Origin of the sequence: Methylobacter sp. BlB1 (assembly GCF_015476545.1) — a bacterium.
Lineage (GTDB): Bacteria > Pseudomonadota > Gammaproteobacteria > Methylococcales > Methylomonadaceae > Methylobacter.
The window spans coordinates 15,622-29,194 of record NZ_JADMKV010000057.1 but is presented as its reverse complement, the minus strand read 5'-3'; the positions used below and the strand labels follow the sequence as shown (position 1 = coordinate 29,194).

The 13,573-nt window shown below is 39.7% G+C and carries 29 protein-coding genes; all 29 read left to right on the top strand.

Annotation, left to right across the window (positions count from 1 at the left end; translation table 11 throughout):
* Window positions 1-83: hypothetical protein (locus IT781_RS17530; protein ID WP_228779247.1), on the top strand; the 83-nt coding region annotated here is incomplete at its 5' end.
* Between the two features lie 5 nt (window positions 84-88).
* Window positions 89-400, top strand: coding sequence for a 30S ribosomal protein S10 (gene rpsJ, locus IT781_RS17525; protein WP_194971470.1), 312 nt, complete (start codon window positions 89-91; stop codon window positions 398-400).
* 18 nt (window positions 401-418) lie between these two features.
* Window positions 419-1,069, top strand: a complete 651-nt coding sequence (gene rplC, locus IT781_RS17520; protein ID WP_194971469.1) for a 50S ribosomal protein L3 — start codon at window positions 419-421, stop codon at window positions 1,067-1,069.
* Between the two features lie 3 nt (window positions 1,070-1,072).
* Window positions 1,073-1,693 carry a 50S ribosomal protein L4 gene (rplD, locus tag IT781_RS17515; RefSeq protein WP_194971468.1) on the top strand — a complete coding sequence of 207 codons (621 nt, stop codon included), beginning with the start codon at window positions 1,073-1,075 and terminating at the stop codon, window positions 1,691-1,693.
* Window positions 1,690-1,989, top strand: coding sequence for a 50S ribosomal protein L23 (gene rplW / locus IT781_RS17510; RefSeq protein WP_194971467.1), 300 nt, complete (start codon window positions 1,690-1,692; stop codon window positions 1,987-1,989). The genes rplD and rplW overlap by 4 nt, the downstream gene beginning before the upstream one ends.
* A gap of 42 nt (window positions 1,990-2,031) precedes the next feature.
* Window positions 2,032-2,859 (top strand): 50S ribosomal protein L2, encoded by an 828-nt coding sequence (rplB, locus tag IT781_RS17505; RefSeq protein WP_194971466.1) that lies wholly within the window; start codon window positions 2,032-2,034, stop codon window positions 2,857-2,859.
* Between the two features lie 12 nt (window positions 2,860-2,871).
* On the top strand, window positions 2,872-3,144 hold the full coding sequence (rpsS, locus tag IT781_RS17500; protein WP_194971465.1) for a 30S ribosomal protein S19: 273 nt from the start codon (window positions 2,872-2,874) through the stop codon (window positions 3,142-3,144).
* Between the two features lie 6 nt (window positions 3,145-3,150).
* Window positions 3,151-3,486 (top strand): 50S ribosomal protein L22, encoded by a 336-nt coding sequence (gene rplV / locus IT781_RS17495; protein ID WP_194971472.1) that lies wholly within the window; start codon window positions 3,151-3,153, stop codon window positions 3,484-3,486.
* 8 nt (window positions 3,487-3,494) lie between these two features.
* A complete protein-coding gene (gene rpsC / locus IT781_RS17490; protein ID WP_194971464.1) occupies window positions 3,495-4,166 on the top strand; it encodes a 30S ribosomal protein S3 in 672 nt (223 codons plus the stop codon).
* 16 nt (window positions 4,167-4,182) lie between these two features.
* Window positions 4,183-4,596: a 50S ribosomal protein L16 gene (gene rplP / locus IT781_RS17485; protein ID WP_194971463.1), complete on the top strand. Its 414-nt coding sequence runs from the start codon at window positions 4,183-4,185 to the stop codon at window positions 4,594-4,596.
* Complete coding sequence (gene rpmC, locus IT781_RS17480) at window positions 4,596-4,787, top strand: 50S ribosomal protein L29 (RefSeq protein ID WP_027159775.1); 192 nt, start codon at window positions 4,596-4,598, stop codon at window positions 4,785-4,787. The genes rplP and rpmC overlap by 1 nt, the downstream gene beginning before the upstream one ends.
* A 2-nt stretch (window positions 4,788-4,789) precedes the next feature.
* Entirely contained in the window at window positions 4,790-5,053 is a 264-nt protein-coding gene (gene rpsQ / locus IT781_RS17475; RefSeq protein WP_194971462.1) for a 30S ribosomal protein S17, read from the top strand.
* A 40-nt stretch (window positions 5,054-5,093) separates the two neighbouring features.
* Window positions 5,094-5,462: a 50S ribosomal protein L14 gene (rplN, locus tag IT781_RS17470; RefSeq protein WP_020159215.1), complete on the top strand. Its 369-nt coding sequence runs from the start codon at window positions 5,094-5,096 to the stop codon at window positions 5,460-5,462.
* Window positions 5,463-5,475: 13 nt separating this feature from the next.
* The gene (gene rplX / locus IT781_RS17465; protein WP_194971461.1) at window positions 5,476-5,793 is read left to right on the top strand and encodes a 50S ribosomal protein L24; all 318 of its coding nucleotides are present in this window, start codon (window positions 5,476-5,478) and stop codon (window positions 5,791-5,793) included.
* A 14-nt stretch (window positions 5,794-5,807) separates the two neighbouring features.
* Window positions 5,808-6,347 (top strand): 50S ribosomal protein L5, encoded by a 540-nt coding sequence (rplE, locus tag IT781_RS17460; RefSeq protein ID WP_194971460.1) that lies wholly within the window; start codon window positions 5,808-5,810, stop codon window positions 6,345-6,347.
* Between the two features lie 14 nt (window positions 6,348-6,361).
* Entirely contained in the window at window positions 6,362-6,667 is a 306-nt protein-coding gene (gene rpsN / locus IT781_RS17455) for a 30S ribosomal protein S14 (protein ID WP_194971459.1), read from the top strand.
* Window positions 6,668-6,698: 31 nt separating this feature from the next.
* Window positions 6,699-7,094 (top strand): 30S ribosomal protein S8, encoded by a 396-nt coding sequence (gene rpsH, locus IT781_RS17450; RefSeq protein WP_194971458.1) that lies wholly within the window; start codon window positions 6,699-6,701, stop codon window positions 7,092-7,094.
* Window positions 7,095-7,108: 14 nt separating this feature from the next.
* Complete coding sequence (gene rplF / locus IT781_RS17445; protein ID WP_194971457.1) at window positions 7,109-7,642, top strand: 50S ribosomal protein L6; 534 nt, start codon at window positions 7,109-7,111, stop codon at window positions 7,640-7,642.
* Window positions 7,643-7,648: 6 nt separating this feature from the next.
* Entirely contained in the window at window positions 7,649-8,005 is a 357-nt protein-coding gene (gene rplR / locus IT781_RS17440; protein WP_370527033.1) for a 50S ribosomal protein L18, read from the top strand.
* Window positions 8,006-8,014: 9 nt separating this feature from the next.
* The gene (rpsE, locus tag IT781_RS17435) at window positions 8,015-8,521 is read left to right on the top strand and encodes a 30S ribosomal protein S5 (RefSeq protein ID WP_036243323.1); all 507 of its coding nucleotides are present in this window, start codon (window positions 8,015-8,017) and stop codon (window positions 8,519-8,521) included.
* A gap of 5 nt (window positions 8,522-8,526) precedes the next feature.
* Window positions 8,527-8,712 (top strand): 50S ribosomal protein L30, encoded by a 186-nt coding sequence (gene rpmD / locus IT781_RS17430; RefSeq protein WP_194971455.1) that lies wholly within the window; start codon window positions 8,527-8,529, stop codon window positions 8,710-8,712.
* Window positions 8,712-9,146, top strand: coding sequence for a 50S ribosomal protein L15 (gene rplO, locus IT781_RS17425; protein WP_194971454.1), 435 nt, complete (start codon window positions 8,712-8,714; stop codon window positions 9,144-9,146). Before rpmD ends, rplO begins: the two co-directional genes overlap by 1 nt.
* 22 nt (window positions 9,147-9,168) lie before the next feature.
* Window positions 9,169-10,470, top strand: coding sequence for a preprotein translocase subunit SecY (secY, locus tag IT781_RS17420; RefSeq protein WP_194971453.1), 1,302 nt, complete (start codon window positions 9,169-9,171; stop codon window positions 10,468-10,470).
* Window positions 10,471-10,502: 32 nt separating this feature from the next.
* Entirely contained in the window at window positions 10,503-10,616 is a 114-nt protein-coding gene (gene rpmJ, locus IT781_RS17415) for a 50S ribosomal protein L36 (RefSeq protein WP_081679145.1), read from the top strand.
* Window positions 10,617-10,692: 76 nt separating this feature from the next.
* Window positions 10,693-11,049: a 30S ribosomal protein S13 gene (rpsM, locus tag IT781_RS17410; protein WP_027159786.1), complete on the top strand. Its 357-nt coding sequence runs from the start codon at window positions 10,693-10,695 to the stop codon at window positions 11,047-11,049.
* Window positions 11,050-11,075: 26 nt separating this feature from the next.
* Complete coding sequence (gene rpsK, locus IT781_RS17405; RefSeq protein ID WP_194971452.1) at window positions 11,076-11,462, top strand: 30S ribosomal protein S11; 387 nt, start codon at window positions 11,076-11,078, stop codon at window positions 11,460-11,462.
* Window positions 11,463-11,481: 19 nt separating this feature from the next.
* Window positions 11,482-12,102 carry a 30S ribosomal protein S4 gene (rpsD, locus tag IT781_RS17400; RefSeq protein ID WP_194971451.1) on the top strand — a complete coding sequence of 207 codons (621 nt, stop codon included), beginning with the start codon at window positions 11,482-11,484 and terminating at the stop codon, window positions 12,100-12,102.
* Window positions 12,103-12,123: 21 nt separating this feature from the next.
* Window positions 12,124-13,134: a DNA-directed RNA polymerase subunit alpha gene (gene rpoA, locus IT781_RS17395; protein ID WP_194971450.1), complete on the top strand. Its 1,011-nt coding sequence runs from the start codon at window positions 12,124-12,126 to the stop codon at window positions 13,132-13,134.
* A gap of 21 nt (window positions 13,135-13,155) precedes the next feature.
* A complete protein-coding gene (gene rplQ / locus IT781_RS17390; RefSeq protein WP_194971449.1) occupies window positions 13,156-13,536 on the top strand; it encodes a 50S ribosomal protein L17 in 381 nt (126 codons plus the stop codon).
* Window positions 13,537-13,573 lie beyond the last annotated feature (37 nt).

Genomic DNA, 13,573 nt, shown 5'->3' with positions numbered 1-13,573 from the left:
CTATGGAAGAAGGTTTGCGTTTTGCTATTCGCGAAGGCGGACGTACCGTCGGTGCGGGCGTTGTTTCACAAATTATCGAGTAATACATATGTCTAACCAAACTATCAGAATCCGTTTGAAATCATTTGATCATAAATTGATAGATCAATCGGCTGGTGAGATAGTAGAAACTGCGAAGAGAACAGGCGCCCAAGTAAAGGGGCCTATTCCTTTGCCTACTAAAAAAGAACGTTTCACGATTTTGATCTCTCCGCATGTAAATAAAGATGCGAGAGACCAGTATGAATTAAGAACGTATAAAAGATTACTGGATATCGTTGAGCCAACTGAAAAAACTGTGGATGCACTGATGAAGCTGGATCTAGCAGCTGGCGTTGACGTTCAAATAAAGTTGAATTAAAAGTAGAGGAATTGGCAGATGTCAATAGGTCTTATAGGTCGTAAGTGTGGTATGACCAGAGTTTTTTGTGAAGATGGTTCATCAGTACCTGTTACTGTTATCCAGATTGACTCAAACAGAGTCACTCAGGTCAAAAGTATTGAGGTAGATGGTTATCGGTCGATCCAAGTGGCGGCGGGTGATAAAAAGTCTTCAAGAGTCAATAAAGCAATGGCTGGTCATTATGCGGCGGCTAATGTGACAGCTGGACGAACTCTTCGGGAATTTAGACTCGAAGATGGTGAAGGTGAAGATTTATCTGCCGGTTCCGAATTGTCGTTAGATATATTTTCTGAAGGTCAAGTGGTTGATGTTCAGGGTAAAAGCATCGGTAAAGGTTTTGCTGGTGGCGTAAAGCGCCATAATTTTAGTATGCAAGATGCTACTCATGGTAACTCACGCTCACATAGAGTGTTGGGCTCTATAGGTCAGAATCAAACGCCTGGTCGTGTTTTTAAAGGCAAGAAGATGGAAGGTCATATGGGGGCTGAAAAAGTTACAGTTCAAAATTTGACCATTCATTCAATTGATAAAGAAAGAAATTTAATTTTAGTAAAAGGTGCTGTGCCTGGTGCTAAAGGCGGTGATGTAGTTATTACACCTGCAATGAAAATGCGGAATAAAGGTTAAGCTATGGGTTTGCAAATACCTGCTATAAACGAACAAGACTCTGCCGGAAAAATTGAAGTAACTGAAGCGGTTTTTGGCCAGTCTTTTAATGAAACATTGGTTCATCAGTTAGTAACTAGATACTTGGCAGGAGCGCGTGCCGGTACTAAAGCACAGAAAACGCGTTCTGATGTCAGCGGTGGCGGCACAAAACCATGGCGACAAAAAGGGACAGGTCGTGCAAGATCTGGTACAATGCGCAGCCCTATTTGGCGAACAGGTGGGGTTACTTTTGCTGCAAGACCTAGATCATATGACCAGAAGCTCAACAAGAAGATGTTTAGAGTTGGGATTCGGTCAATTTTGTCTGAATTGTTAAGACAAGATCGTTTGGTTGTTAGCAATGATGTATTGCCTAAGACATCTAAAACAAAAGAGTTGGCTGAAAAACTGAAAAATGTTGATGCTAAACGGATCCTGATTGTGGTCGATAGTGTAGATGCAAATCTGGCATTAGCTTCAAGAAATATTCCTTATGTGGAAGTGGTCGAATCTATCAATTTGAGCCCCGTTCTACTAGTTTCGGCTGATAAAGTTATTGCTACACCGGCTGCGTTGAAACAAATAGAGGAACGTTTGGCATGAGTTTAAATAAATACCAACTGGCAAGTGTGCTGCAAGCTCCGATAATATCTGAGAAAAGCACTATTGCAGCTGAAAAAAATAAAAGATTTGTTTTTAAGGTGCAAAAAGTTGCAACCAAAAAACAAGTCAAAGATGCAGTGGAAATTATGTTTAATGTTGAAGTTGATTCAGTTCAAGTATTAAACGTTAAAGGCAAACAAAAAAGATTTGGCCGTACATTAGGACAGAGGTCTGATTGGAAAAAAGCTTATGTTAAGCTTAAGCCAGGTCATGATATAGATTTCTCTGCTGCTTAATTTAATTAAAGTAATGAAGATCAATAGGAAACGGTAGAAAGCATGGCGATTGTAAAGTCAAAACCGACGTCACCGGGTTCACGGTTTGTAGTGCGTATTAAGAATGACGAATTGCATAAAGGCAAACCATTTGCACCTTTGCTGAGCAAAAACAGTAAAAGTGGCGGTCGTAATAACAAAGGGCGTATAACAACACGTCATGTAGGTGGTGGTCATAAACAACACTATCGTATTATTGATTTTAAGAGGAATAAAACGGATATTCCTGCTGTTGTCGAGCGTCTAGAGTATGATCCTAACAGAACGGCGAATATCGCTTTGGTTTTGTTTAAGGATGGCGAGCGTAGATATATTATTGCTCCTAAAGGCCTTGAAGTAGGGCAGGAAATTCTTTCTTCAGAAACTGCTGCTGTTAAACCAGGCAACTGCATGCCTTTGAGAAATATTCCAATGGGTACGACAGTTCATTGTGTAGAGTTAAAACCTGGTAAAGGTGCTCAAGTAGCCAGAAGTGCCGGAACGTCAGCGCAATTGGTAGCTAGAGACGGTATTCATGCAACAATTAGAATGCGTTCAGGCGAAATGCGTAAAGTTATGGCTGATTGTCGGGCCGTAATTGGTGAAGTGTCTAACTCTGAACACAATTTAGCTTCATTGGGAAAAGCAGGCGCTGCCAGATGGCGAGGAGTTCGCCCTACTGTTCGTGGTGTTGCCATGAACCCAGTAGACCATCCACATGGTGGTGGTGAAGGTCGTACCTCTGGTGGTAGACATCCAGTATCGCCTTGGGGCATGCCAACCAAGGGATATAAAACGAGAAAAAACAAACGTACTGACAATATGATTGTCAGACGTCGTAAGCAGAAATAGAGAGGAATTAGCGTGCCACGTTCAATTAAAAAAGGTCCTTTTATTGATCATCATCTACTTAAAAAAGTTGAAGATGCTGTAAGCAGCAATAATCGGAAACCGATTAAAACATGGTCAAGAAGATCAATGATTATTCCAGATATGCTGGGCTTAACTATTGCTGTTCATAATGGGCGTCTGCATATTCCAGTTCTCGTTACTGAGAATATGGTTGGGCATAAATTAGGTGAATTTGCACCAACTCGTACTTATAAAGGCCATGTGGCTGATAAGAAATCAAGGTAGGTTATGATGGAAATTTCAGCAAAATTAAGTAATGCGCCTTTATCTGCGCAAAAAGCTCGGCTAGTAGGTGATCAGATCCGTGGCATGCCAGTTGAAAAAGCACTGAATACGTTAAAGTTCAGTTCAAAAAAAGGTGCGGCGATTGTCAGAAAGGTTCTCGAGTCTGCTATAGCAAATGCAGAACATAATGAGAGTGCAGATATTGATGAGTTAAGAGTGTCTACCGTTTATGTAAATGAAGGGGCGACAATGAAAAGATTTAAGGCAAGAGCTAAAGGACGTGCAAATCATATCCTCAAAAGAACTTGCCATATTACGATTAAAGTCGCAGAAAACGAGTAGAGGCAAAAATGGGTCAAAAAGTACATCCAACAGGCATTCGCCTTGGTATTGTTAAAGATTGGAATTCTAGATGGTATGCAAATAGCCAGGATTATTCAGTATTCCTGCATCAGGATCTAACAGTTCGTGACTATATTAAGAAAAAATTGGCTCATGCGTCTGTAAGCAAAATTCAGATTAATCGCCCTGCAAACAATGCTCACATTACTGTTCATACTGCTCGTCCAGGTATTGTAATTGGTAAAAAAGGTGAGGACATTGATGTTCTAAGACAAGAAATATCTAAAATGATTGGTATTCCTGTCCAGCTCAATGTTGAAGAAATTAGAAAACCTGAATTAGACGCGCAATTAGTGGCGGAAAGTATTGCTCAGCAATTAGAAAAGCGCATCATGTACCGTAGAGCAATGAAACGCGCTGTAACCAATACAATGCGTTTAGGTGCTGAAGGAATAAAGATTAATGTTGGCGGTCGTTTAAATGGTGCAGAAATCGCAAGAAGCGAATGGTATAGAGAAGGGCGAGTGCCTCTGCATACTTTAAGAGCAGACATTGATTATGCTACCGCGGAAGCAAATACAACCTATGGGATAATCGGGATTAAGGTCTGGATATTCAAAGGTGAAGTATTCGATATGGATGCGCATCTAGCGTCTATTAACTCAGAATCTAAGAAATAGTTGAAGGGATAGAGAAATGCTTCAACCTAAAAGAACAAAATTCCGTAAACAATTTAAAGGCAGAAATAACGGTACTGCCGTACGTGGATCTTCAGTAAGTTTTGGCGAATATGGCCTAAAGTCTATCAGTCGTGGTAGACTTACCGCCCGGCAAATCGAAGCGGCTCGGAGAACGATTACAAGACACGTAAAACGTGGCGGTAAAATCTGGATCAGAATTTTCCCTGATAAGCCAATTACTAAAAAACCTTTAGAAGTTCGTATGGGAAAAGGTAAAGGTAGTGTAGAATATTGGGTTGCTCAAGTCAGACCGGGAACAATGTTGTATGAGATACAAGGTGTCTCTGAAGAATTGGCTCGGGAAGCTTTTGCTTTAGCGGCAGCTAAGTTACCTTTAAAAACAACTTTTACTGTTCGGACGATAATGTAATGAAAGCAAGTGAACTACGCCAAAAATCAAAAGACGAGTTAGGGGCTATGTTGCTCGATTTGTCGCGTGAACAATTTAATCTTAGAATGCAAAAAGGAACAGGGCAATTGTCAAAGCCTGATCAAGTAAAAAAGGTTAGACGCGATGTGGCACGTATTCAAACTATATTAAATGAAATGGCGAGCGCATAAATATGAGCGGAAATGAAACCAAGTTGCGGACAATCACTGGCCGGGTTGTTAGTAACAAAATGGATAAAACAATTACAGTTTTAGTTGAGCGAATCGTTAAGCATCCTGTTTATGGTAAATATGTTAAACGGTCAACTAAAATGATGGCTCACGACGAACAAAATATTTGTCAAGAAGGTGATGTAGTTTCAATTACATCATGCAGGCCTATGTCTAAGAATAAAACTTTTAAATTGGTTGAAGTCTTAGAGAGTGCTAACAAATAGTACATAAGCTATTAAATATTCAGATAATTGGGAATAAATCATGATTCAGATGCAAACTAACCTTGACGTCGCCGACAACAGTGGCGCAAAAAGGGTCATGTGTATCAAAGTATTAGGGGGTTCGCATAGACGCTATGCTGGCATTGGAGATATTATCAAAGTCAGTATTAAAGATGCTATTCCTCGTGGAAGAGTAAAAAAAGGCGAAGTTTATAATGCTTTAGTCGTTAGAACCCGTAAGGGTGTGCGTCGCCCAGATGGATCTGTAATTAGGTTCGATGGAAACGCGGCAGTTATTCTGAATAACAATCTACAACCACTTGGTACGCGTATTTTTGGCCCTGTAACACGTGAGCTAAGAGGTGAGAAATTCATGAAAATTATCTCGCTTGCTCCTGAAGTATTGTAAGGTAGGGTTAAAAATGCAAAAAATTAAACAAGGTGATGAAGTTATCGTTCGCACTGGTAAGGATAAAGGTAAGAGCGGTAGAGTTTTGAAGGTTTTAAAAGACAATAAAGTTTTGGTTGAAGGAATCAATCAGGTCAAAAAAAATCAGAGACCTAATCCAAATGCAGGTATCTCAGGTGGAATTATAGTCAAAGATATGCCGATCCATATTTCTAATGTGGGGCTATATAATCCTGAAACTAAAAAAGCAGATCGTATTGGCTTTAAGTTTCTAGAAGATGGAAAAAAAGTCAGATATTTTAAGTCAACAAGCAAAGTTGTTGATGCATAAGGTGTAGATAAATCATGGCTAGACTAGAAACCGAATATAAAGAAAGAATTCTGCCTGCATTAATGGAGCAGTTCGGCTATAAATCTGTAATGCAAGTTCCTCGTATTACAAAGATAACGCTCAATATGGGCGTCGGTGGAGCTGTCGCAGATAAAAAAATCCTGCAATCTGCTGTTAGCGATATGGAAAAGATTTCCGGTCAAAAACCGGTTGTTACTTTAGCAAGAAAATCAATTGCAGGTTTCAAAATTCGTGATGATATGCCTATCGGTTGTAAAGTAACTTTGCGTAGCGATAGGATGTATGAATTTTTGGATCGATTAATCACTATTTCTATTCCTAGAATTCGTGATTTTCGAGGATTAAGCCCTAAAAGCTTTGATGGGCGTGGTAATTATTCAATGGGCGTTAAAGAACAGATCATTTTTCCTGAAATTGATTATGACAAAATAGACGCTTTACGTGGTATGGATATTACTATCACAACAACAGCCCAAACTAATGAAGAGGGTTTGGCTTTGTTAAAGCTTTTTAACTTTCCATTCAAGAACTAAAGGGCGATTTCAGTATGGCAAAAAAGTCAATGATTGCGCGCGAAGTCAAGCGTAAGAAATTAGTAGATAAATATGATGCAAAACGCAAATCTTTGAAAGAGATTATCAGAGATCCAAATGCATCATTTGAAGATAAAGAGTCTGCTCATTTTCAACTTCAAAAATTACCACGGGATTCCAGTGCAACGAGAGTAAGAAACCGTTGTAATTTAACTGGTCGTCCTCATGGATATTACCGTAAATTCGGTCTTAGCCGGAACAAGCTGAGAGAAGCAACTATGCGGGGTGACGTGCCCGGTGTTGTGAAGGCGAGTTGGTAATATCTGTTAGTCAAGTTTGGAGAAATAGAAAATGAGTATGACAGACCCAATAGCAGATATGTTGACCCGTATTAGAAATGGGCAATCTGCTGGCAAGAAAACCATCAAACAACCTTCGTCAAAACTGAAAGTATCAATTGCAAAAGTATTGAAAGAAGAAGGTTATATTACAGACTTCAGCACTGAAACAAACGGCAGTCATACAGAAATGACTATCGAGTTGAAATATTACAAAGGTGCGCCGGTAATTGAAAGTTTAAAAAGAATTAGTAAACCTGGTTTACGCATTTATAAATCTAAAGACGAATTGCCGAAAGTTCTTGGCGGGTTAGGTATTGCTATTGTTTCAACATCGAGTGGTGTTATGACAGATAGAGCGGCTCGTGCGATTGGACATGGCGGCGAAGTTATTTGCACTGTTTGTTAATTGTAGGCCAGTTTATGTCAAGAATTGCTAAAGCTCCAGTTACTATTCCTAGCGGTGTAGATGTAAAACTAGATGGTAATAATATGACCGTGAAAGGAAGTAAAGGTCAGTTATCATACGATTTTAACCCAGCAATAAGCATGGATATTGCAGATAATGTAATTCAAATGCAATGGGACAAAGATAATAAATTAGCTACTGCTCAGGCCGGGACTGCAAGAGCAATCGTAAGCAACATGGTCGCAGGCGTATCTGCTGGTTTCGAAAAGAAACTGACGTTGATTGGAGTAGGTTATAGAGCGCAAGCGAAAGGAAATATTCTTAACCTTGCGCTTGGTTTCTCTCATCCAATAGATTTTGAAGTGCCTGAAGGCATTACTGTCGAAACGCCAAGCCAAACTGATATAGTGATCAAAGGAAGCGATAAACAGCAAGTTGGTCAGGTAGCAGCAAAAATCAGAGCTTATCGTCCGCCCGAGCCATATAAAGGCAAAGGTATCAGATATGCTGAAGAGAATGTTGTAAGAAAAGAAGCTAAGAAGAAGTAAGGTAGCGTGATGGAAAAGAAACAGTCTCGTTTAAAGCGCGCAGTAAAATTGCGCAGCAGGATTAAGAAATTAAATGCAACCCGTTTGTCCATACATAAAACTTCGCAGCATATATATGCTCAAGTTATAAGTGGTGATGGTACAACTACATTGGCTAGCGCTTCAACTACTCAGTCAGAAATTAGATCGGCTCTAAAGAATACAGGGAATATAGAAGCTGCAACTCAAGTAGGTAAATATATTGCACAGAAAGCTATTGCTGCTGGAATCACAGAAGTTGCTTTTGATCGTTCAGGATTTAAATACCATGGTCGTGTGAAAGCATTAGCTGATGCTGCACGTGAAGCCGGATTGAAATTTTAGGGGTATAGAATGGCTACAGCACCTTCTCAAGGTAGTACAGACGGATTACAAGAAAAACTGGTTTCTGTAAGACGCGTTGCAAAAGTGGTAAAAGGCGGTAGAGTTTTTGGCTTCACTGCTTTAACAGTTGTCGGTGATGGTGAGGGACGTGTAGGTTACGGCGTCAGTAAAGCGCGCGAGGTACCTATAGCAATACAAAAATCTCTTGAACAAGCACGTAAAAATATGCGTAAGGTTTCATTAAAAGGCGATACCTTGCAATACCCTATTATGTCTTCAACTGGAGCTGCAAAAGTTTATATGCAGCCAGCCTCTGAAGGTACTGGTATTATTGCTGGTGGTGCCATGAGAGCTGTATTTGAAGTTGTTGGTGTGCATAATGTATTAGCAAAATGTATCGGCACCAGTAATCCTATTAACGTGGTCAGAGCGACTATCGATGGGCTTACAGGAATGCATAATGCCAACCAAATAGCTGCAAAGCGTGGCTTATCAGTTGAACAGATTATTGGGTAGTAGCGATGGCTGGTACAAAGTTAAGTGTGACGATGATAAAAAGCAAACATGGGCGATTACCACGTCATCAAGCTTGTTTAAAAGGCTTGGGTTTGCGCAAAATTAATCAAACGGTTGAGGTGCTTAATACAGCAGAAAACCGGGGTATGATAAATAAAATATCATACATGTTAAAAGTCGAGGAAGTATAATGTTTTTAAATACCATCCAGGCAAGCGAAGGATCACGAAAAAAATCAAAAAGAGTGGGACGTGGAATTGGATGTACACTCGGTAAAACATGCGGAAGAGGCCATAAGGGACAAAAAGCTCGAAGTGGCGGTTTCCATAAGGTAGGGTTCGAAGGCGGACAGATGCCGCTCCAGCGCCGTTTGCCAAAGATCGGATTTACTTCCAGAATTAATAAATTCTCAGCAGAGGTGCGGTTAAGTGAATTAAATTCACTGAGCGCCGATGTTATTGATTTGAAATTATTGATTGAAGAAAATGTCGTGCCTGTCTTCACGAAAACGGCAAAGATAATTAAATCAGGCGAAGTAAATAAAGCGGTTACAGTTAAAGGTCTCAAAGTAACTGGTGGCGCTAAGGAATCTATTGAAGCTGCTGGCGGCAAAGTAGAGGTTTAAGGTGAGTACTTCAAGAGCTCAAATGGCTAGCAAAGTTGGTGGTTTCTCAGAACTGAAGGCAAGACTTCTGTTTGTTTTGGGAGCTTTTTTTGTTTACAGAGTCGGGGCGCATATTCCTGTCCCAGGGATAGATCCAAAGGCTCTTGCTGTTATGTTTGAGCAGCAAAGTGGATCGATTTTGGATATGTTTAACATGTTCTCTGGTGGTGCATTGATGCGCCTTAGCCTTTTTGCTCTTGGTATTATGCCTTATATTTCGGCATCAATTATTATGCAATTGATGACTGTTGTTATACCTGCTATGGAGCAGATAAAGAAAGAAGGCGAGTCCGGCAGGCGCAAAATTTCGCAATACACCCGATATGGTACTGTTGTTTTAGCAACATTCCAGGCAATAGGTATATCGCTAGCGTTGCAAAACCAATCTGCCGGAGGGCTCTCGGTTGTTTTAAATCCTGGTCTTGGTTTTATTGTAATCACTACAGTTACATTGGTTACCGGTACTATATTCTTGATGTGGTTAGGCGAGCAGGTAACTGAGCGTGGAATTGGTAATGGTATTTCTCTTATCATTTTTGCAGGTATTGTGTCAGGTTTGCCCAAGGCAATTGGTGGAACATTGGAATTAGCAAGGACTGGTGAAATGAATGCCGGTTTTATTATTCTATTGTTTTTGCTGTCACTTTCAGTAACGGCGCTTGTTGTTTTCGTTGAAAGAGGGCAGAGAAGAATCCTCATCAATTATCCAAAAAGACAACAAGGGCGCAAAATGTATGGCGGGCAAAGTAGCTTTTTGCCATTGAAGCTTAATATGGCCGGTGTTATACCGCCTATTTTCGCTTCAAGTATAATCTTATTTCCGGCTACTGTAGCAGGATGGTTTGGTAATACTGATGGGTTTACTTGGCTTCAAGATATTGCGACTATGTTATCACCTGGTCAGCCTGTTTACGTCATGCTATATGCGGCAGCTATTGTCTTCTTCTGTTTTTTCTACACTGCATTAGTATTTAATTCAAAAGAAACTGCTGAGAACTTAAAAAAATCTGGAGCTTTTCTGCCAGGTATAAGACCAGGTTTGCAGACCAGTTCTTATATCGATAAAGTTATGACTCGATTGACTTTGATCGGTGCTTTTTATATTACATTAGTATGCTTATTGCCAGAGTTCTTGATAGTGTATTGGAATGTGCCGTTCTATTTCGGTGGTACTTCTCTATTAATTATTGTTGTGGTTGTAATGGATTTCATTTCACAAATGCAAACGCATATTATGTCTCAGCAATATGAAGGTTTGATGAGAAAAGCCAATTTAAGAAAATGATTTTAATGTGATAAATAACTTCGGAGTTAATGGTGAAGGTTAGAGCTTCTGTAAAAACAATTTGTAGAAAATGTAAAGTGGTAAAAAGAAATGGTGTTGTCAGGGTTATCTGTGTAGATGGTAGACACAAGCAGCGCCAAGGCTAAAATTTGTTGCGCTATAATTGCTGTAATGCTATAATTCGGCGCTTAACTTTAGAATAATACTCAGGGGAGTATCTAGATGGCACGTATTGCCGGGATAAATGTACCAGATCATAAACACGCGGTAATCGCTTTAACTTCTATTTATGGTATTGGTCGTCAAACTGCAAGTGAAATTTGCGTTGAGGTAGGTATAACGCCTTCCATAAAAATTAAAGAACTGACTGAAGAGCAATTAGAAGCTATTCGTAATGTGGTTTCAAAGATGACAGTGGAAGGTGATCTGCGTCGTGAAGTTTCTATGAATATCAAGCGTTTGATGGATCTAGGTTGCTATCGCGGAATAAGACATCGAAGAGGTTTGCCTTTAAGAGGGCAGAGAACGAGAACGAATGCTCGTACTCGGAAAGGTCCGCGTAAACCTATTAAAAAATAAGATATTCCTTTTAGAGGTTCTAAATAATGGCTAGTCCAAATCGTTCTAGAAAACGTATAAAAAAAGAAGTGGCAGATGGCATTGCGCATGTTCATGCTTCTTTCAATAACACAATCATAACTATCACCGACAGAAAGGGAAATGCGCTGTCTTGGGCAACTTCAGGTGGGTCTGGATTCCGGGGTTCAAGGAAAAGTACTCCATTTGCAGCGCAGGTTGCAGCTGAAAAAGCTGGCTCTGTAGCACAGGAATTTGGTATGAAAAACCTTGATGTTATGATTAAGGGTCCTGGTCCTGGACGTGAATCAGCGGTTCGTTCACTGAATAATCTGGGATTTAAAATAAATAACATTGTAGATGTGACGCCAATCCCACATAATGGCTGTCGTCCACCTAAGAAGCGCCGCGTATAAGAATCTGGAGTAGTTTATTATGGCAAGATATCTTGGACCTACCTGTAAATTAAGTAGAAGAGAAGGTACGGATCTGTTTTTGAAAAGCAGAGGAAAGTCCTTAGAAAATAAATGCAAGTTGGATCAGCGGCCTGGTCAACATGGTACTAAACGTACAAGAAGTTCTGATTATGCTCTGCAGTTGCGAGCAAAACAGCGTTTACGCAGAATCTATGGAATTTTAGAAAAACAATTCCGCAACTATTATAAATCTGCTGATATGAAGAAAGGTGCGACAGGTGAGAACCTATTGAATCTTCTTGAGTCAAGGCTTGATAATGTTGTATATCGTATGGGCTTTGCGTCTACTAGAGCGGAAGCTCGCCAATTAGTTTGTCATAAATCAATTCTGGTCAATGGTGTTCTGATTAATGTCCCTTCTTACCAAGTAAGTCCAGGCGATGTACTGTCAATCAGAGAAAAAGCAAAAAAACAGCAAAGAATCATTGATGCATTAACTGTATCTGAGCAATATGGTTTTCCTTCATGGGTTGAAGTTAATTCAAAAACTATGTCTGGCACGTTTAATTCATTGCCTGATCGTGTAGATTTGGGAAGTGATATAAATGAACAGTTAGTTGTGGAACTTTACTCTAAATAATTGCAGTTCAGAGGAATATAAATGCAGAATTCTATTTCTGGCTTATTGAAGCCTCGATTAGTTGAGGTTGTAAGTAAAACACCTAATCATTCAAAAATTGTTATTGAACCGCTTGAGCGCGGCTTTGGGCATTCTCTTGGCAATGCTTTGAGACGTGTACTGTTATCTACAATTCCAGGTTGTGCAGTTACAGATGTTGAGATTGAGGGTGTTCTTCATGAGTATACAACCATAGAAGGTGTTCAAGAAGATGTAATTGATATTCTGCTGAATCTCAAGAAATTGGCGGTTGTGCTTCACTCAAAAGATGAAGTTGAGCTGACTCTTACTAAAACTGGCGCAGGTTGCGTTACGGCAGCTGATATAAATGTTCCTCATGATGTTGAAATTATAAATCCTGAACTGGTAATCGCCAATTTGACTCAAACTGGCGTATTAAATATGAAGATCAGGGTGCGTAGAGGAAGAGGGTATGAGCCTGTTAGTGCTCGTAAAGCAAATTCTGATCACAGTTCAGTAGTTGGTGCTCTCCAACTAGATGCTTCCTATAGTCCAATTGTTAAAGTGGCTTATCAGGTTGAAAGTACGCGTGTAGAACAGCGAACAAATTTGGATAAGTTAATTATCGAGCTGGAAACAAATGGAACTGTAGATCCAGAAGAAACAATCAAACTTGCTGCGACTATACTCCATGATCAGTTATCTGTTTTTGTTGATTTTGAGAAGGTAAGTGATCAGCAAGCAGAAGAGCCGGTAGAGGTTGAAGAAATTTTTGACCCTGTTCTTCTTCGTCCTGTCGATGATCTTGAATTGACAGTGCGTTCTGCTAATTGTTTGAAAGCTGAGAATATTTTTTATATTGGAGATTTAATTCAAAGAACTGAGGTTGAATTATTAAAAACTCCAAATCTTGGCAAAAAATCTTTAACAGAAATAAAAGACATTCTTGCCTTAAAAGGTTTGTCTCTGGGTATGCGCCTGGAAAATTGGCCCCCTGAAAACCTGGCAGATCAAAACCACGCAGTAAATTAACTAACTTTAGGTCTTCTTACAATGAGACATCGTAAATCCGGTAGAAAATTCAATATAAATAGTAGTCATCGTAAGGCGCTATTTAGCAACATGGCTAGCTCATTATTTAAACATGAACTAATTAAAACTACTTTACCAAAAGCTAAGGAATTAAGAAGCTTTGCCGAGCCTTTGATTACTTTATCTAAAGTAGATAATGTGGCCAAAAGGCGCCTCGCATTCTCAAGATTGCGTGATCGTGAAGTTGTAACCAAGTTATTCAATGAGCTTGGTCCACGTTATCAAAATAGAGCGGGTGGTTATTTACGTATTATGAAATGTGGATTTAGGCCTGGTGATAATGCGCCTATGGCTTACGTCGAACTAGTTGACAGACCTGAAGTGAATACTATTGAAGATTAATCTTCAGACATAAAAAAAGCCGGTTTAACCGGCTTTT